Consider the following 18,602-nt stretch of genomic DNA (forward strand, 5'->3'; position numbering starts at 1 on the left):
TGACGACCGCCGATGCCTCGAAGAACAGATGCTCGCTCATGCCGCCGTGCGCGAGCATCTGCCAGACGGACAGGGCCCACGCCGCCGACGTGCCGAGCGCGACGAGCAGATCCATGTTGCCGGCGAACGCCCGCAGCGCGCGATAACCGCCTATATAGAAGCGCGCGCCGAAGCCGAATTGCACGACGCTCGCGAGCGCGAGTTGCAGCCACGGATTCAGCGCGAGATTGAACATCGGCGCGAGCAGCGGCACGGTAAAGAGCGCGGCCGCGAACACGGCCGCGAGCTCGGGATCGAACGTTTGCGGCGCGGCGGGGGCGGGCGGCGCTTCGGGAAGGATCGGCGCGGCTTCGTAGCCGGCCTTCGCGATGGCCGCGACGAGCTGATCGTCGGTGACGGCGGCGCTCGCGTGCACCGTCGCCTTCTCGGTCGCGAGATTGACCGCGACGCTCTCGACGCCCGGCACGCGCCCGAGCACTTTTTCGACGCGCGCCACGCAGGACGCGCACGTCATGCCGCTGACCGCGAGTTCCGCGGTGCGGGGATTTTCGGTTGATGCAGTGGACATATTGAAATGCTCCGGTCTGGCCGGGAGCACCCGGATCATTCGACATCGGGCGACTCCCTCACGAAGACCAGTATCGACCTTCCAGCGATGGGAAGGTCAAGAACGGATGCCGGCAATGGGCAAATACATCTGGAAGACGCTTTAAAGGTGGATACTCGCATCCTGAGGCGTCGATGGTACGTGAACTGCTGGCCACGCGTATCGCACGCGTTTGACGCATGCTCCTTGCCTATCGTCAGCGGATAAGTTAAAACCCGAATTTCGAAGATAATGCTCGCGGCGCGCCGCACGGGGCGTCAGGCGGCGATCATCCGCTTGCGAGCGGCCGATTCGCGCCTCGATATGGCTGTGCACTCTGTCGAAAGAAAAACCGGATTCCAATTCGAATGAAGAACACCCGACGCTGGACGTTCCCGCTCAACGCCACCTTCTGGATGAGCGCGAGCCTCGCCGGCATGGCGGTCCTGGCAGGCTGCGCGACCAAAACGCCCGACGAAGCGAAACCGGCCAGCACGGGCTGGGTGAAGAACCAGGTCGCCGACGCCTATACCTTCGGCTTTCCGCTCGTCGCGTCGGACATCGCGCGCGAGCGGGCCAGCGGCAACGCCGGCCAGCCGGGCCAGGCGCCGCTCAATGCGTTCCGCCATGCGAGCGCGCTGCCGCCGGTCGGCGCCGCGGGCTCGCCGAGCGTCGACACGCTCGAATCGACCGCCTGGCTCGATGTGTCCGCCGATCCCGTGATCGTGACGCTGCCCGCCGCGCCGCGCGGCCGCTATCTCGACGCCCGCGCCTTCGACGCGTGGACCAACGCGCTCTATTCCAGCGCCGACACGACGCCGTATCCGAAGATGCAACTGATCGTCTTCGTGCCCGCGGGCTGGACCGGCACGCCGCCGGCCGGCGCGACGCGCGTGGAGACGCGCACGCGTTACGTGTGGCTTTCGGTACGCGTGCGCGTGAACGGTCCGCGCGACGTGCGCGAGGCGCGCAAGCTGCAGACGGCGATGCGCATCGACACGCTGACGCCCGCGAAGGGTTCGGTCGCCGAAACGACGCCGGTCGTCGCCGGCGCGTGGGGCGCGAGCAGCGCGAAGCAGCCCGCGGTGCCGCCGCTGTCCACGGCGCTTTCGAGCGCGACGCCGGGCGCGCAGGCCGAGGCGCTCGACGCGAACGCGTTCTTCGCGCGTCTCGCCCGCTCGCTCGACGACAACCCCGCCGCCACCGACGACACCCACGCGATGAGCAATCTGGCCGACCTGGGCGTGAAGCCGGGCGAGCCGGTGCAGTTCAGGAAGACCGACGCGCCGCTGCTCGATTCGGGCCTGGCCGACGCGCGCGAGCGGCTTGCCACGGTGCCGTCGAACGCGCTCACGAAGAACGGCTGGATCTGGTTCGGCGACAGCGTCGGCATCTACGGCACGGATTACACGCTGCGCGCGTATCTGGCGCGCCGCCAGCAGGCGACCAGCACGAAGGACGGCGAGGTGAAGCCGGTCGCGCGCGTGGACAGCGAGGGTCACGCGCTCAATGGCGCGAACCAGTACGCGCTGCACTTCGCGGCGGATCAACTGCCGCCGGTGCGCGGTTTCTGGACCATCACCGCCTACACGAAGGACGGCGCGCTCGCGGACGAGAAACTGCCGCGCCTGTCGGTTTCGGATCGCGACCGCTTCAAGAAGAATCGCGATGGCTCGATCGACGTGATCGTGTCGGCGAAATCGCCGGGGCGCGCGCATGCGTCGAACTGGCTGCCCGCGCCGGAGGGGGAGTTTCAGCTCTCGATGCGTCTCTACGCGCCGAAACCGCAAGCGAGCGATGGCTCGTGGGCGCCGCCGCCCGTCGAACGGCAATGACGCGGATGCGCGCAGTCATGTGATCGAAATGCAAGGGCCGCGATTTTTTCGCGGCCTTATCGTTTATAAAGCGCGCTTTGGGGAACGTTTGCGCAGCGCGCCGTCGTATACTCGAAGCTCATCTTTCCGGGACGGCGAAGCTCGGGCGGCGCTCATACGGGCGGCTCGTCGCCGCGCATCGAATGTCAAGCATCACCAAGTCTTCTCTTGCCTCTGCCGGTCAGACGCTGCGCGGCGTCGTGCATGCGCGGCGCACGCGGCGCATCTTCATCGGCCTGCTGATCGCGATCATCGTCATCGGCGTACTCGGGTTCTTCGTCGCGCCGCCGGTCATCCGGCATATTGCCGAGCAGCAACTCGCGCAGCAGCTCGACCGGCCCGTCACCATTCGCCGGATTTCGCTCAATCCCTATACGCTCGATTTCGAAGCCGATGGCGTGCATATCGGCGAGTCGCCCGCGAATCTCGCGAAGGCGCCGGGCGCGGCGGCGGCGTCGGCCGATTTCGTCGATGTGTCGCGGCTCGTCGTGCGTACTTCGTGGTCTTCGGTGTTCAAGCTCGCGCCGGTGGTCAACGAACTGAAAATCGATTCGCCGCGCATCAACATCGTGCGCTTCGACGGCGAGCATTTCAATTTCTCCGACCTCATCGCGAAGTTTTCCAAGCCCGCGTCGCCGCCGTCGGAGAAGCCCGCGCGCTTTTCCGTATCGAACATTCGCGTGGAGAACGGCCAGATCACCTTCGATGACAGGCTCCTGAAGGCGAAGCACGTGGTCGACCGCTTCGCGCTCGGGATTCCGTTCATCGCCACGCTGCCTTCCGCGACGGATATTTTCGTGACGCCGCTGCTTCAGGCGCGCATCGACGGCTCGCCACTCATGGTGAAGGGCCGCACGAAGCCGTTCGCGCAGTCGCGCGAGTCCGAGATCGCGCTGACGCTCGACGGCCTCGACGTGCCGCAGATCGCGTCCTACGCGCCGGCTTCGGTGCCGGTCGCGGTGAAGAGCGGCAGGCTCTCGACCGACCTGAACGTCAGCTTCGCGATTTCGGGCGAGACGCCGACCATTCGCATCGAAGGCACGGCCGATCTCGCCGATCTCGCCGTCACCGACAAGCGCGACGCGCCGCTCGTCGCCGCGCGCGCCTTGCACGTGAAGATTGCGAATGCGGAGCCGTTGCGCGATGTCTATCACCTCGACGAAGTGACGCTGTCGAATCCTGACGTGCATCTCGTGCGCGATTCCGCCGGCATTTTGAACGTGCAGAAGCTCGCGGGCCCGCCGCCCACGGTGGAGCAGCAGAAGGCGCAGGAGCAGGCGAAGAAGGAAACGCCGCCGCTCGATCTGGCGATTCGCCATCTCGCCATCGACGGCGGCAGGATCTCACTCGACGACCAGTTGCTCAAGCAGCGCGTGCAGGGCGCACTGACCGGCCTCGCCGTGACGCTCGACGACTTCTCGACGCTCGCCAAGACGCCCGCGAAATACACGCTCAAGACCGCGTTCGATCATGGCGGCGCGCTCGATGCCTCCGGCCAGGTGACGCTTGCCGCCAAAAAGGCGGATGCGACGCTTGCGCTCAATGCCTTCGCGCTGCCGCCGTTGCAGCCGTATCTGGCGAACGTGGTGGCCGCGCGCGTGACGAGCGGCGCGCTCGGCGCGAACCTGCCGGTGTCGGTCGACTGGAGCAAGCCGGAAGGCGGCGTGCAGGTCGGCTCGGGCGAGGTGAAGCTCGACACGCTCACGCTCGTGCCCAACCAAAACGGCATGGCGCCGGTCAAGCTGGCGTCGGCGGTGGCGAAGATCGGCAAGGTCGACGTTTCCGCGCGCAACGCGTCGCTGGAAAGCGTGTCGCTCACCGGCCTCGCGCTCGATGCGACGCGCCGCAAGGACGGCAGCATCGATCTCGCCGCGCTCGCGGGGCCGCACGAAGCCGCGCCGGAGCAGACCGCCACGCACAAGATACAGAAAGCGCAGGCGGCGGGGCCGGCGTGGCGCTATCAGATCGGCCAGATTTCGGTGGACAACGCGGCGGCCAATATCACCGACGAGACGCCCGCGCGTCCCGTCAAGCTGCGCGTCGCGCCGCTCGCGCTCAACGTGAAGCAATTCACCGACGACCTCACGAAACCGCTCGCCGTCGACGGCAAGCTGACGCTGAACGGCCGCGGCACGCTCGCGATCGGCGGCAATGTCACGGCGAGTCCGCTCAAGCTGGCGCTGCATGTGAAGGGCGATCAGGTCGATGTCTCCGCGTTCGAGCCGTATTTCGGCGACAAGCTCAACGTCGACGTGCAGAGCGCCAATCTGAACGCGAACGGCGATGTCGCGATGTCGGGCAGCGGCAAGACGCTCGCGGCGACCTACAAGGGCGATGTGTCCCTCTCCGACGTGCGCATGATCGACAAGCTGACCAACGACCGCTTCGCGGGCTGGAAGCTGCTCGGCCTCTCTAACGTGAAGGTGAATTACGACGAGCGCGGCACCGATGTCGACGCCGCGCGCGTGACCTTCGCGAATTTTTACGGCCGCGTGCTGCTCGATTCGCAGGGCCGGCTGAACCTGAAGGGCGTGGTCGCAAACGACAGCGGCACGACCCAGCCCGTGACGAAGGAGAAGACGAAAACCGCCGCCGCGCCCGAGCCCGCTTCCGCTCCCGCGCAGCCCGCCGAAAAGTCCGGACCGCCCGTCAACATGCGCTTCGGGCAACTCGTGCTGCAGAACGGGCGCGTGACCTACACGGACAACTTCATCAGGCCGAACTACACGGCGAACCTCGTCGCGATCAACGGCACGATCGGCGCGTTCGGCACGCATTCGACGACGCCCGCGCCCGTCGACGTAACCGCGAAGCTCGCGGCGAACGGGCCGGTGTCGATCAAGGGCAGCGTCAATCCGCTGATCGACAAGCCCGCGCTGGATCTCACGGCGAGCGCGCACGGCGTCGAACTGACGAACCTCACGCCGTATTCGTCGAAGTACGCGGGCTATCCGATCACGAAGGGCAAGCTCAACGTCGATCTGCATTACATGCTCGCCGACAACAAGCTGACGGCGAACAATCACTTGTTCATCGATCAGTTGACGTTCGGCGATCATGTCGACAATTCGACGGCGACGAAGCTACCGGTGCGCCTCGCGGTATCGCTGCTGAAGAACTCGCGCGGCGAGATCGACGTGAACATTCCGATTTCCGGGTCGCTGGACAATCCGGAGTTTTCGATTGGCGGGCTCGTGTGGCAGGCCATTCTGAATCTGGTGCAGAAGGCGGTGACCGCGCCGTTTACGCTGCTCGCGCACGCGTTCGGCGGTGGCGGCGGCGAGGATCTCAATTACATCGAGTTCGATGCGGGCTCGGCCACGCTGAACGACGCCGCGCAGAAGAAGCTGGATACGATCGCGAAGGCGCTGGCGGACAAGCAGTCGGTGAAGGTGGACGTGACGGGCCGCGTCGATCCCAAGACCGACGAGCCGGCGTTGCGCGCCGCCTGGGTGGACAGCCAGGTGAAGCGCGCGAAGGTGCGCGACATGTCGAGCAACGGCGAGAACGTGGACTGGAACGCGATCAAGATATCGGATGCGGACTACGACAAGTACCTGACGAAGGTGTACAAGTCGTCGGACTTCAAGAAGCCGACCAATTTCATCGGCATGACGAAGTCGGTCCCCGACGACGACATGAAGGCAGCGCTGACGAAGAACGCGCCGGTCGATGAGGGAACGCTGCGCGATCTGGCGCAGCGCCGCGCGCAGGCGGTGCAGGAGTATTTCGACGGGAAAATCGACAGCAAGCGGATTTTCGTCGTCGCGCCGAAGATGAATGCGGACGACATCAAGGATAAGGGCGCGGGTTCGCGCGTCGAACTGGGATTGAAGTGAGCGGCGTTAGCCGTCTGGACGATCTGTATGAGCAAAGGAATGCAAACTAATATCGGCGATACCGGGAATCAGGAAGAGAACGGGAGTCAGCCGATGGGAACGCCGTATGAGAAGGACGTGGTGGCGTGGGCCAGGGAACAGGCCGCGCTATTGCGTGCAGGGAAGCTTGCGTCCATCGATATCGAGCATATCGCTGAGGAAATCGAGGACGTGGGCAAGAGTGAACAAAGGGAATTTGCGAGCAGGATGGCGGTATTGCTCGCGCATTTGCTGAAGTGGCGGTTTCAACCGGAGCGGCGAACCAATAGCTGGACGAACACCATTTTGACCCAGCGTGCGGCAATCGAGCGACGGCTCAGAAAAACGCCGAGTCTGAAGCCTATGCTCGTCGATGACGACTGGATCGACGATATGTGGGGCGATGCGCGCGAACAGGCGGCGAACGAAACGCGTATCGGTTTCGCCGATTTCCCGGAAACTTGTCCGTGGCCGATGCCGTCGGTGCTGGAGAAAGGTTTTTTACCCGAGTAGCGCTCAACGCACGAGCCGTCCGGTCCGCGCCCCTCAATGCGCCCCCGAAGCCGCTCCGCCACCGCCGCCCTTCGCCACCTTCGTGATCCAGATCAGCGGAATGATCAAAACGAAGATCACCGCCGAGATCAGGAAGATGTCGTTCAGACCCATCATCGCGGCCTGCGAATTGACGGTGAAATTGAACATGCCGCGCGCCTGCGCCTCGCTCACATCGAGCGTCGATTGCGACAGCCCGAGCGACTGCAAAAACGCGGGATTATAAAGATTCGCCTGTTCGGTGAGCCGCTCGTGATGCAGCGCGATGCGGTTATCCCACGCATTGCCCGCCAGCGACGTCCCCACCGCGCCGCAAAACACCCGCGCGAAATTCGACAGACCGGCGGCCGCCGGAATCTTCGACGGCGGCAGCCCGGACAGCACGATCGCGGTCAGCGGCACGAAGAACATCGCCATTGGGATGCCTTGCAGCAATGTCGGCAGCACGAGATGCCAGGTGTCGATTTCGATCACGTACTTCGAGCGCAGCCAGAACACGAACGCGAAGCCGACGAACGCCGCCGTCGCGATGATGCGCGCGTCGCTGCGCGGCAGCACCTTGCCCATGATCGGCGCGAGGATCACCGCGAAGATGCCGAGCGGCGCGGTGACGAGCCCGGCGTCGACGGAGCGGTAGTTCAGATACTGCTGCATCCATTGCGGCAGCAGCACGAGATTGCCGAAGAACACGCCATAGGCGACGGAAATCGCCACCGTGCCGCCGAAGAAGTTGCGCCCGGTGAAAAGTCGTAGATCGACGACCGGATTCGGATCTGTCAGCTCCCACACGACGAAAAACGCGAACGCGATCACGGCGACGATCGCCAGCGCGACGATCAGCGGCGAGGCGAACCAGTCGAGATCGCGGCCCTTGTCGAGCATGATCTGCAGCGACGCGACCCACGAGACGAGCAAAAGCAGGCCGATCACGTCGATGGGCGCCTTGCGCGTCGGCGACTCGCGGTCGCGGTAGATGATCCACGTCACGCCCGCCGCGAAAATGCCCACCGGAATGTTGATGTAGAAGATCCACGACCACGAATAGCTGTCGGTGATCCAGCCGCCGAGCGCTGGGCCGGCGATCGGGCCGACCGTCGCGGTCATCGCCCAGAGGGAGAGCGCCATCGACGACTTTTCTTTCGGATACGAGCCGAGCAGGATCGCCTGCGAGAGCGGAATCAGCGGCCCGGCGACCGCGCCCTGCAGCACGCGCGCGAACAGCAGCACCGGCAGATTCGGCGCGAGGCCGCAAAGCCATGACGACAGCACGAACATCAGGATCGCGCCGACGAACAGGCGCACCTGACCGAGCCGCTGCGTGAGCCAGCCGGTCAGCGGAATCGACACCGCATTCGACGCCGCGAACACGGTGATGACCCACGTGCCTTCGTTCACCGACACGCCGAGATTGCCGGAGATCGTCGGAATCGCGACATTCGCGATCGAAGAATCCAGCACGTTCATGAAGGTCGCGAGCGCGACTGCGAAGGTGGCGAGGACGAGCTTGCCGCCTTCGAGCGGCGGTGGCGGCGGTGGCGATGCGGCGGCGGGGCTGGACGTCGTCGGCGTGCTCATGCGGTTTCCGGGCTGGCGGCCGCCGAGGCGCAACTCGCGCGCAGCGGCCTGAGAAGGTCAAGCCGCTAGTGTGCCTGCGCTTAAAAAAGGCTGCTTGACCGGGCCGCGCGCCCCTTCACCGCACTCTCACTTCGACGAAATATCGATATTCCCCAGATATTTCTTCGCGTACTTGTCGATCGTTCCGTCCGCCTTGACCTTCTCGATCGCCGCGTTGAGCTTCGCCTTCAGCGCATCGTCGCCCTTGCGCACGCCATAGGCGATGCCGCTGCCGAGAATCTTGTCATCCCGCACCGGCGCGCCGACGAACGCGTATCCCTCGCCGTCCGGTTTCGACAGGAAGCCGCTTTGTCCGGCGGGAGCGAGCACGAGCGTGGCGTCGAGACGGCCCGACTTCAGATCCGTATAAACCTGGTTCTGGTCCTGATACGGCACGACCTTCACGCCTTCGTTTTCCCAGTGCGCCTTGGCGAAGGTCTCCTGAATCGAGCCCTGCAGCACGCCGACGCTCTTGCCCTTGAGCGACGCCGGCGTCGGCTCCAGACCGCTGCCCTTCTTCGCGATGAGCTGCGTCGGCACGCGATACACGACCGTTGTGAAATCGATCGCCTGACGACGCTGGTCGGTCGCGTTCATCGCCGAGTTGATCGCGTCGAACTTGCGGCCCTGCAACGCGGGGATCAGGCCGTCGAACGAGGTTTCGACCCATTTGCACTGCATCTTCGCGGCGGCGCACACCGCGTTGCCGACGTCGATATCGAGCCCTTGCAGCTCGCCCGTGGACGACTTCGATTCGAACGGCGGATACTGCGCCTCCAGACCGAAGCGCAGCGTGTCGGCGGCGAGCGCGGCGCCGCTCGCGAAGGTGCACGCGAAGAACAATGCGCCGGCAATATGTTTGAGTTTCATCGGGTTGGTCTCCAGAAAAGTCGTCAGATCGAGCAAAGGCGGCGCGCGCCTTCGATGAGCGTGTCGTCGTCCTTCGCGAACGAAAGACGGATCAGGCGGTTGTCGGTGCCGTCGGTGTAGAACGCCGACAGCGGAATCGTCGCGACGCGCGCCTCGCGAATCAGGCGCAGCACGAAATCGCTGTCGGATTCGCTCGAAATCGCGTCATAGCGCGCCAGCATGAAGAAGCTGCCCGCGCTCGGCAGCAATTCGAAGCGCGAGCCCTTCAGGGATTCGGCGAGCAGATCGCGCTTGTGCTGATAGAGCGGCCCGAGATTCAGGTAGCTCGATTCGTCCGCGAGCGCCTCGGCGAAGGCCATCTGCATCGGCGTGTCGGCGGAAAAGGTCATGAACTGGTGGATCTTGCGGATCTCGGCCGTCAGCGCGGCGGGCGCCAGACAGTAGCCGACGCGCCAGCCCGTCACATGAAACGATTTACCGAACGACGACACGATCACGCTGCGCTCCGCCAGTTCCGGATAGCGCGCCATGCCGTGATGCGGCGCCCCGTCGAAGACGACGTGCTCATAGACTTCGTCCGACAACACGATGATCTTCGTGTCGCGCGTGAGCGCCGTGAGCCGCGCGATATCTTCGTCCGTGAACGCGCTGCCGCTCGGATTGTGCGGCGAGTTGACGATGATCATGCGGGTTTTCGGCGTGACCGCCGCCGCCACTTCGTCCCAGTCGATACGGAAATCCACCGGCGATAGCTTGATCGCGACGGGTTTCGCGCCCTGAAGCTGCACGATCGGCGCGTAGCTGTCGAACGACGGCTCGAAGTAGATCACTTCGTCGCCGGGATGCACGAGCGCGCTGATGGTCGCGTAAAGACCTTCGCTCGCGCTCGCGACCACGGTGATTTCCGTGCCCGGATCGTATTGCGCGCCGTAGAGCTTGTGCGTCTTGACGGCGATCGCCTCGCGCAGCGCCAGCACGCCCGACATCGGCGAATACTGGTTATGTCCTGCCCGCATGGCTCGCTCGACGCCTTCGATCAGCTTCGGATCGCACGCGAAGTTCGGCGCGCCCTGCGAGAGATTCAGCGCGCGGTGTTCATCGGCGAGCTGGCCGATGACGGTGAAGATGGTCGTGCCGACGTTCGGCAGCTTGGACTCGGGAATGCAGGCGCTTTGCACGGCGGGTGTCTCCGGATGGCGGTTCGACGATGACTGCCGTCGATTCAACCGCAGCAATAAAGCGCGGACAATCGAAACTTTGTCATACTAGTCATGCTTGCAGATCATGGCTAGATGCCAAAAACCCGATGAAACCGCTTCCTTCCCTCGACGTGCTCAAGACCTTTCTGGTCGTCGCTCAAAAGCTGAACTTCACGCGCGCCGCCGAGGTGCTGAACGTGACGCAGGGCGCGGTCAGCCGCCAGATCGCGGGGCTCGAGGACCATCTCGGTTACGCGCTGTTCGTGCGGCAGGCGCGCGGACTTGCGCTGACGCACCACGGCGCAATCCTGGTTGCGCCCTTGCAGCAGGCTTTCGCCCACATCGACGATGCGCTTGCGAAAGGCGGCGCGCAATCCGGCATTTTGCGCGTGAAGTGTCCGACCTGCGCGATGCGCTGGGTGTTGCCGCGCGTCATCCGGCTGCAGAACGAGCGGCCTGAGCTGGTGGTGGAGGTGACGGCGTCGGTGTCGCATGGCGTCGAGTTCAACGCGGAGCAGTTCGATGCGGCCATCGTCTTCGAAAGCGCGCCGTCGCTGAAAGGCGTCACGGCGCATCATCTGTTCGACGAAGTCCTGACGCCGGTATGCGCGCCCGAATTGTGGAAGCCGAAGAAGAACGCCGCGCCGACCCCGGACGATCTCGCCGGCAAGACCTTGCTGCATCCCACGCGCGACCGCCGGGACTGGTTGCTGTGGCTCGGCGCTTACGGCTACGCGGGACTGCCGTCGACCAAGGCGCAGCATTTCGACACGCTCGATCTGGCGATTTCCTCGGCGATGCAAGGTCTGGGCGTGACCATCGGCGACGTCTCGCTGATCGAGGAAGACCTGCGCGCGAAGCGCGTGATCGCGCCGTTCCCGCTGTGCGTGCCGAGCGGCGCGGCGTACTACCTCGTCTATCCGGAGCGGCCCGCGCCGTCGCCCGCGCTGCAGCAGTTCGCGCAATGGCTCGGCGAGGAAGCCGCGAAAACGCGCGAAATGCTTCAGGCCCGCGCGGCGCACGCCGCGCAGGCCTGAACTTTCCTTACATGCCGTGCTTGGTGACGACGGATTCCCACTGCCCGTTCTTCACCTGATACAGCGTCGATGACGCGTTCTTCAGCGCGCCGTTGCTGTCGAACGCGATCGGTCCGGTGATGCCTTCGAACTTGTTCGTCTTCAGCACCGCGCGATACACGTTCGGATCGATGGAATTGGCCTTCTGCATCGCGTGGATGGCGGCCCACGCGGCGTCGTAGCCGAACGGCGCGTACGACAGGATCGCCACGCCGAAGCGCTTCTGGAACTTGTCGCTGAACGCGCGGCCTTCGGGCAGCTTGTCGAGCGGGCTGCCGTATTCCCACGCCTGCGCGCCGTCGGCGGCGTCGCCGGCGAGTTTCAGGAAGTCGGCGTCCATTACGCCGCCGCCGCCCACGAACTGCGCATTCATGCCGAGCTGCTTCATGCGTTTGACCACCGCCGCGGCCTGCCGGTCGAGCCCGCCGAAGAAGATCAGGTCGGCGTTGGTCGCCTTGATGCGCGTGAGCTGCGCGCTGAAATCGACGGTCTGGTTGTCGCTGTATTCGCGCGTGACGATCGTGCCGCCCTTCGCCTTCACGGCCTTCTCGAACTCGTCAGCTTCGCCCTGGCCGAAGGCCGTGCGGTCGTCGATGATCGCGATGCGCTTCGCCTTCGTCGTCGTCACCGCGTAGACGCCGGCGTTGCCCGCGTTCTGCGCGTCGCTCGAAATCACCGTGAACATGTTTTCGAGACCGCGCGTCGTGATGGTCGGATTGGTCGCCGCGGGGTCGATCGTCGGAATGCCGGCGTTGTTGTAGATCGGCGAGGCGGGCAGGGTCGTGCCCGAATTGAAGTGTCCGACGACGACCACGACGCCGTCGTCGACGAGCTTCTGCGCCGCCTGCACGCCGACGCGCGGATCGGCCTGATCGTCTTCCGCGCGAATCTCGAACTTCGCCGTCTTGCCGCCGATCGTGATCTTCTTCGCGTTGGCTTCGTCGAGCGCGAGCTGCACGCCGTTCTGGAGGTCCTTCCCGTAACCCGCGTTCGCGCCCGTGAGCGGCGCGGCGAAACCGACCTTGACCGGCAATTCGTCGGCGCTCGCTGCGTATGGCACGGCGCCCAGGGTAGCCGTGGCGCACGCCACGAGCCATGCCAACGGTTTGGTACGGATGTCCATGGATTCCTCTCCTTTTTGGTTTGGCGATCGGTTTTGGCGATCGAACGAAACGTAACCGGTTCAGTGCCGCAAGACGGGTTCGCCCTCAACGATCCGAACATTCGGACGATGAAGACCGCCGCTTCGCGCGCAGCGCGGCATGCACCGGATAAGCGCAAATTTAGGGAGCCAATTTCGACGCGTCTTGGTGTTTAGTCGCGCCCCGGATGCGGATTTCGGCATAGCCCCGACCGACTCCGAGCGCACGCCCGAAGCGGCTCCGCGCGTTTCGTCCGCACGCCGCGCGCGACGATTCCCGAGCATTCCCGCAGCGCGCCTATCGGATCGATTGAATTTGCCCGGCTTGACAAAGTGCATATGCACTCATATTCTGCGACCCATGAGCACAAACTCTTCTCCTCTCGACTGCAACTGTTTCGCGATCCGTCAGGCCGCGCGTTACGTGTCGCAGATGTATGAGCGTCACCTGAATGTCGTCGGCATCACGTCGGCGCAGTTCACGATCATCGCGGCGATCGGACGCAAGCCCGGTGTGCAGATGGCCGAACTCGCCGAATCGATGGTCATGGACCGCACCACGCTCGTGCGCGCGTTGAAGCCGCTGCAACGCGACGGCGTCGTCGAGGCGGCGCAGGAGTCGGCGAGTTCGCGCGCGGTCGGTTTGCGGCTCACGGCTGCCGGCCGCGACACGCTCGCCAGGGCGTCCGCTCAATGGAAGGCGGCGCAGGCCGAGTTCGAAGCGAAGTTCGGCGAAAAGCGCGCGAAGGCATTGCGCCAATCGCTGTTCGAACTGACGACGATGGAGTGAGTGGCGCATAGCAGGCCCGCGTCGTGAACCGACCTCGCGGGCTTTTTTTCGAAATTAAAAGTGCATATGCACTGTCATTGAAAATCGCTTTAGGAGCACATGATGCAGGTCAAAGGAAAAGTGGTACTCGTCACCGGCGCGAATCGCGGTCTGGGCAAGCAATTCGTCAAATCCCTGCTGGAAGCGGGCGCGTCGAAGGTGTACGCCGCCGCGCGCGACCCGAAGAGCGTCGATATCCCGGGCGCGCAAGCGATCCGGCTCGATGTGACCAACGCCGCCGATATCGCCGAAGCCGCCGTCGCGTATCCCGACGTGCAGGTGCTCGTCAACAACGCGGGCGCGACGACGCGCGGCCTGCTGACCGATCCGGAATCGACGCAGGGTATCCGCGATCTGCTCGAAATCAACACCTTCGGCCCGGTTGCGCTGACACAGGCGTTCGCGCCCGTGCTGAAGAAGAACGGCGGCGGCGCGGTGATCAACATCCTGTCCGTGCTCAGCTGGGTCTCGTTGCCGGCGGGCGGCGCGTACCACGTCTCGAAGGCGGCGGCGTGGGCGGCGACCAATGCGTTGCGCGAGGAACTGCGCGAGCAGGGCACGCTGGTCGTGGCGGCACATCCGGGCTATATCGACACCGACATGACCGCGCAGGTCACCGCGCCGAAATCGACGCCGGAGCATGTGGTGAACGAAGTGCTCGCCGCAGTGGAGAAAGGTCAGGAAGAAGTGCTCGTCGATGACACCGGTCGCGCCGTCAAGCAGTCGCTCTCCACGGAGGCGCCGATCTATCTGAGCGGCATTCCGCGCTAAAGCCCGGGTCTTGCGCATCGTCGGCCGCTCGTCTTCGGAACGGGCGGCCCTTCCGTGTTCTTTTCAAAAGGCGGACCGCGCCTTACTTCTTCGTCGCCTTCTGCATTTCATCGAATCCCGCCGCGGCCGCCTGCACGTCGGGCGGAAAGTCGTCCATCTCCTGCACCTGCCGCACTTCGATGACTTCATTGCCCGACGCCGGACAGCGCTTCGCCCATTCGATCGCTTCCTCGCGCGACTTCACCTGGATCATCCAGTAACCGCCGAGCACTTCCTTGGCTTCGGCGAACGGGCCGTCGGTGACGCGCGGCTTGCCGCCTTCGAAGCTGACGCGCGCGCCCATCGACGGCGGGTGCAGCCCGTCGAGCGCGAGCAGCACGCCCGCTTTCTGCAGTTCCTCGTTGTACTTCATCATCGCGGCGACGGCCTCGGCGCTCGGCATCGCGCCCGGTTCCGCGCTTTCGTAGCCGCGCGGGATCATCAGCATCATGAATCGCATGTGGATCGCTCCTTGAAATCGGTATAAGGTGTCGAGCGATATCGGCCCGCTCACACCTCACGACGAGCAACATCGCACGAGATCGACACATGCGCGCGAATTTCGCCCTTAGGCGTTTATCCCTAGTCAATTGCAGTTGCCTTCGCGGCTCGTACGATCAAATAATGTAATCCATTACATCTCGATCGCCCCGAGCGACGCCGCGCGATGTCAGATACGGTTCGTCCACGTGAGGAAGTATCGATTGCCGACGTCGCCGAGCGCGCGGGCGTGTCCGTGGCGACCGTGTCGCGCGTGCTCAACGGGCATACGAACGTTCGCGAAGTCACGCGCGAGAAGGTCCTTCAGGCGGTCGCATCGAGCGGCTATCGCATCAACGAGCTGGCGCGCAATCTGCGCACGGCGGAAAGCCGCCTGCTGCTCACCATGGTTCCCGACTTCGGCAATCCGTTCTACGCGGCGATCGTGCGCGGCATCGACACCGTTGCCCGACAGAACGGCTATTTCATGCTGTTGTGCGATACCGGCGCCGACCCGCTGCGTGAACGAAGCTATTTCGATCTGCTGCGCGGCCGTCGCGCGGACGGCGCGATCTGCCTCGATCCCGCCGCCGTGCAGAAGGCGCTCGCCGAAGAAGCATCGACGTTGCCGTGGGTCGCGTGCTGCGAGTTCGATCCGGCGGCGGGCGTGCCTTACGTCGGCATCGACAATCATCTCGCCGCGGGCGATGTCGTGCGTTATCTCGTCGCCAAAGGGCATCGACGAATCGCGCTGATCAATTCGGGGCAGGGCTATCTGTACGGACGCCAGCGGCTCGCGGGTTATCGCGATGCGTTGAGCGATGCCGGCCTTCATGCGAATCCTGCCTGGCAGATCGAGCTCGACAGTCTCGATTACGAAGCGGGCGCGCGCGCGACGGCGCAACTCATTGCACTGGGCGATGTACGGCCCAGCGCGATCTTCGCCGTCTCCGACACACTGGCGATCGGCGTGATGAACGGCGTTCGCAACGCGGGCTTGCGCGTGCCGGAGGATGTCGCCGTGGTCGGCTTCGACGATATCGCCGTGGCCGCGCACGTCGATCCGCCCTTGACCACCGTCTTGCAGCCGATGCAACGGCTCGGCGAAACCGCCGCCGAGTTGCTGCTGAAGCGCCTGCGCGATCCACGCGTTGAAGTGCCGGGCGTGCTGCTGCCGCATCGGCTTATCGAGCGAAGGAGCGCGTGACGATGAGCCTCGCCGTGCGCTTTCAGGGAATCGAAAAACAGTTCGGGCCGGTGCGTGTGCTGCACGGCGTCAGCTTCGATCTCGCGCCGGGGCGCATCTATGGACTGCTCGGCGAGAACGGCGCGGGCAAATCAACCTTGATGAAGATTCTCGCGGGCTACGAGCGCGCGAACGCGGGCGAGCTTTTCATCGACGAAAGGGAACGGACGTTTTCAAGCTCGCGCGATGCCGAGCATGCAGGCATCGTGCTGATACACCAGGAGCTGAATCTCGCGGATCATTTAAGCATCACGCAGAACATGTTCCTCGGGCACGAGATCAGGAAAGGCATGTTTCTCGACGAACCCGCGATGCGTGAGGCCGCGCGCGCGCGTCTGACCGAAGTCGGCCTGCACACGAATCCGGATACACGCGTGCGCGATCTGATCGTCGCGGAGAAGCAGCTCGTCGAGATCGCGAAGGCGATGTTGCGCGACGCGCGTCTGCTCATCATGGACGAGCCGACCGCGACGCTCACGCCATCGGAGACGCAGCGCCTCTTCGGTCTGATGGCGCGTCTGAAAGAGGCGGGCACGACTATCGTCTATATCTCGCACAAGCTCGACGAAGTGGAGCGCGTGACCGACGAAGTGATCGTGATGCGCGACGGCCGCTTTGTCGCGCGCGCGCCGACCGACGAAGTGACGCGCCAGCAGATGGCGAATCTGATGGTCGGCCGCGAAGTCTCCGACATGTTTCCCGACAAGCCACATCTGACCGACGACGCGCCGGTCGCGTTCAAGGTGGATGGCGCATCGGTGCCCGGCTGGGCCGAAGGCATCAGTTTCTCGGTGCGCAAAGGCGAAGTGTTCGGCTTCGCGGGACTTGTCGGCGCGGGGCGTACGGAGTTGTTCGAAGCGCTGGTCGGCTTGCGCGCGCTGAGCGCGGGGCGAATCGAAATCGAAGGCGGGCAGGTGCGGATGAAGAATCCGCGCGACGCGATGCGTCACGGCCTCACGTATTTGAGCGAAGACCGCAAGGGTCGCGGCTTGCATGTGGACATGGCGCTGAAGGACAACCTCACGATGATGACGCTGGAACGCTACGCGCATCCGCTCATCGACTTGCGCGCGGAACGCAGTGCGCTGAACGTCGCGGTGAAGGACTTCGGAATCCGCACGGGCAATCCGTCGATCCGCGCGCGCATGCTGTCGGGCGGAAATCAGCAGAAGCTCGCCTTAGCCAAGTTCCTGCATCCCGATCCGCGCGTGATCGTGCTCGACGAGCCCACGCGCGGCGTCGACGTGGGCGCGAAACGCGACATCTATTTTCTGATTCACCGTCTGGCCGCGGAAGGCCGCGCGGTGATCGTGATTTCCTCCGAACTGATCGAGCTGATCGGGCTGTGCCATCGCGTGGCGGTGATGCGCGCGGGCGAACTCGTCGCGACACTCGGCATGGATCATCTGACCGAAGAGAGGTTGATCGCGCATGCGACCGGCACACACTGAAGACATCGAAAACGAGAGCCGGCTTTCCACCGTCGCGCGCTTTCTGTTCGGCGTCGGGCCGCTGATCGGGTTGATCGCGCTGTGCATCGGCGGCACGCTTCTCAACGGCGATTTCGCCACCGTCGACAACGCGATGAACGTGCTCACGCGCACCTCGTTCATTGGCATCATCGCGGTGGGGATGACCTTCGTGATCATCTCGGGCGGCATCGATCTTTCGGTCGGCTCGATGGCGGCGCTCATCGCGGGCAGCATGATCTACATGATGAACCCGCTGCTGCAGGGCTTTCGTGGGCATGCGCTGCCGCCGCTTCTTATCATCGCGATGGGCATCGTGGTCGCGTTGCTGCTCGGCGCGCTGTTCGGCTTCGCGCATGGCGTGCTCGTGACGAAGGGCCGCATCGAGCCGTTCATCGTCACGCTGGGCACGCTCGGCATCTTTCGCGCACTGCTCACATGGCTCGCGGACGGCGGCGCGCTCACGCTCGACAACTCGCTCGCCGATCTCTACGGCCCCGTGTACTACGCGAGCGTGCTGCATGTGCCGGTGCCGATCTGGGTGTTTCTGATCGTCGCGGCGGGCGGTGCGCTGGTGCTCAATCGCACGGTGTATGGGCGGCACGTGCAGGCGATCGGCTCGAACGAACAGGTCGCGCGTTATGCGGGCATTCGCGTGGATCGCGTGAAGATCGTTACGTACGTGCTGCTCGGCTTGTGCGTCGCGGTCGCGACGATTCTGTATGTGCCGCGTTTAGGCTCGGCGACGCCGACCACCGGTCTTTTGTGGGAACTCGAAGCGATCGCGTCGGTCGTGGTCGGCGGCACGGCGTTGAAGGGCGGCGAAGGACGCGTGATCGGCACGGTCATCGGCGCGATTCTGCTTTCGGTCATCAACAACATTCTGAATCTCACGAGCATCATCAGCGTGTATCTGAACGCGGCGGTGCAGGGCGCCGTGATCATTCTCGTGGCGTTTTTGCAGCGCGGTCGTCGTTAGCCCAATCCCTCATAAGACTG

15 protein-coding genes are annotated in these 18,602 nt (G+C 64.4%); 9 read left to right on the top strand and 6 right to left on the bottom strand.

The window, feature by feature from the left end; translation table 11 throughout:
• Nucleotides 1-568, bottom strand: a 568-nt coding sequence (locus AWB79_RS32945; protein WP_232471095.1) for a cation transporter, incomplete at its 3' end; no start/stop codon positions are given.
• Between the two features lie 386 nt (nt 569-954).
• Here AWB79_RS32945 and AWB79_RS32950 point away from each other — a divergent pair.
• The 3 genes from AWB79_RS32950 (at nt 955) to AWB79_RS32960 (ending at nt 6,830) form a co-directional block, all read left to right on the top strand.
• Nucleotides 955-2,421, top strand: coding sequence for a DUF1254 domain-containing protein (locus tag AWB79_RS32950; protein WP_061171645.1), 1,467 nt, complete (start codon nt 955-957; stop codon nt 2,419-2,421).
• Between the two features lie 182 nt (nt 2,422-2,603).
• Complete coding sequence (locus AWB79_RS32955) at nt 2,604-6,299, top strand: DUF748 domain-containing protein (RefSeq protein ID WP_061171646.1); 3,696 nt, start codon at nt 2,604-2,606, stop codon at nt 6,297-6,299.
• A 93-nt stretch (nt 6,300-6,392) separates the two neighbouring features.
• Nucleotides 6,393-6,830: a DUF29 domain-containing protein gene (locus tag AWB79_RS32960; protein WP_061171698.1), complete on the top strand. Its 438-nt coding sequence runs from the start codon at nt 6,393-6,395 to the stop codon at nt 6,828-6,830.
• A gap of 33 nt (nt 6,831-6,863) precedes the next feature.
• Here the strand turns inward: AWB79_RS32960 and AWB79_RS32965 are convergent, their stop codons facing one another.
• The 3 genes from AWB79_RS32965 to AWB79_RS32975 all read right to left on the bottom strand — a co-directional run bounded on the left by AWB79_RS32965 (nt 6,864) and on the right by AWB79_RS32975 (nt 10,531).
• Nucleotides 6,864-8,444: a DHA2 family efflux MFS transporter permease subunit gene (locus AWB79_RS32965; RefSeq protein ID WP_061171699.1), complete on the bottom strand. Its 1,581-nt coding sequence runs from the start codon at nt 8,442-8,444 to the stop codon at nt 6,864-6,866.
• Nucleotides 8,445-8,570: 126 nt separating this feature from the next.
• Nucleotides 8,571-9,353 (bottom strand): ABC transporter substrate-binding protein, encoded by a 783-nt coding sequence (locus tag AWB79_RS32970; protein WP_061171700.1) that lies wholly within the window; start codon nt 9,351-9,353, stop codon nt 8,571-8,573.
• A gap of 23 nt (nt 9,354-9,376) precedes the next feature.
• Nucleotides 9,377-10,531, bottom strand: coding sequence for a methionine aminotransferase (locus AWB79_RS32975; RefSeq protein WP_061171701.1), 1,155 nt, complete (start codon nt 10,529-10,531; stop codon nt 9,377-9,379).
• Nucleotides 10,532-10,659: 128 nt separating this feature from the next.
• Between AWB79_RS32975 and AWB79_RS32980 the strand changes: the two genes are divergently transcribed.
• Complete coding sequence (locus tag AWB79_RS32980) at nt 10,660-11,589, top strand: LysR substrate-binding domain-containing protein (protein ID WP_061171647.1); 930 nt, start codon at nt 10,660-10,662, stop codon at nt 11,587-11,589.
• A gap of 7 nt (nt 11,590-11,596) precedes the next feature.
• On the opposite strand, the gene AWB79_RS32985 is transcribed toward AWB79_RS32980, so the two are convergent.
• Nucleotides 11,597-12,751: a branched-chain amino acid ABC transporter substrate-binding protein gene (locus AWB79_RS32985; RefSeq protein ID WP_061171648.1), complete on the bottom strand. Its 1,155-nt coding sequence runs from the start codon at nt 12,749-12,751 to the stop codon at nt 11,597-11,599.
• Nucleotides 12,752-13,130: 379 nt separating this feature from the next.
• On the opposite strand from AWB79_RS32985, the gene AWB79_RS32990 reads away from it, so the two are divergent.
• Nucleotides 13,131-13,559, top strand: coding sequence for a MarR family winged helix-turn-helix transcriptional regulator (locus AWB79_RS32990; RefSeq protein ID WP_061171649.1), 429 nt, complete (start codon nt 13,131-13,133; stop codon nt 13,557-13,559).
• A 102-nt stretch (nt 13,560-13,661) separates the two neighbouring features.
• Nucleotides 13,662-14,369, top strand: coding sequence for an SDR family oxidoreductase (locus AWB79_RS32995; RefSeq protein WP_061171702.1), 708 nt, complete (start codon nt 13,662-13,664; stop codon nt 14,367-14,369).
• A gap of 82 nt (nt 14,370-14,451) precedes the next feature.
• On the opposite strand, the gene AWB79_RS33000 is transcribed toward AWB79_RS32995, so the two are convergent.
• Entirely contained in the window at nt 14,452-14,868 is a 417-nt protein-coding gene (locus tag AWB79_RS33000) for a YciI family protein (protein WP_061171650.1), read from the bottom strand.
• A 207-nt stretch (nt 14,869-15,075) separates the two neighbouring features.
• Between AWB79_RS33000 and AWB79_RS33005 the strand changes: the two genes are divergently transcribed.
• From AWB79_RS33005 to AWB79_RS33015, 3 genes are read left to right on the top strand one after another with little or no spacing between them, the layout of a single operon-like run.
• A complete protein-coding gene (locus AWB79_RS33005; protein WP_061171651.1) occupies nt 15,076-16,095 on the top strand; it encodes a LacI family DNA-binding transcriptional regulator in 1,020 nt (339 codons plus the stop codon).
• 2 nt (nt 16,096-16,097) lie between these two features.
• Entirely contained in the window at nt 16,098-17,585 is a 1,488-nt protein-coding gene (locus AWB79_RS33010) for a sugar ABC transporter ATP-binding protein (RefSeq protein ID WP_061171652.1), read from the top strand.
• Nucleotides 17,566-18,582, top strand: a complete 1,017-nt coding sequence (locus AWB79_RS33015; protein ID WP_061171653.1) for an ABC transporter permease — start codon at nt 17,566-17,568, stop codon at nt 18,580-18,582. Before AWB79_RS33010 ends, AWB79_RS33015 begins: the two co-directional genes overlap by 20 nt.
• Nucleotides 18,583-18,602 lie beyond the last annotated feature (20 nt).

It is taken from the genome of Caballeronia hypogeia (assembly GCF_001544875.2).
GTDB lineage: Bacteria > Pseudomonadota > Gammaproteobacteria > Burkholderiales > Burkholderiaceae > Caballeronia > Caballeronia hypogeia.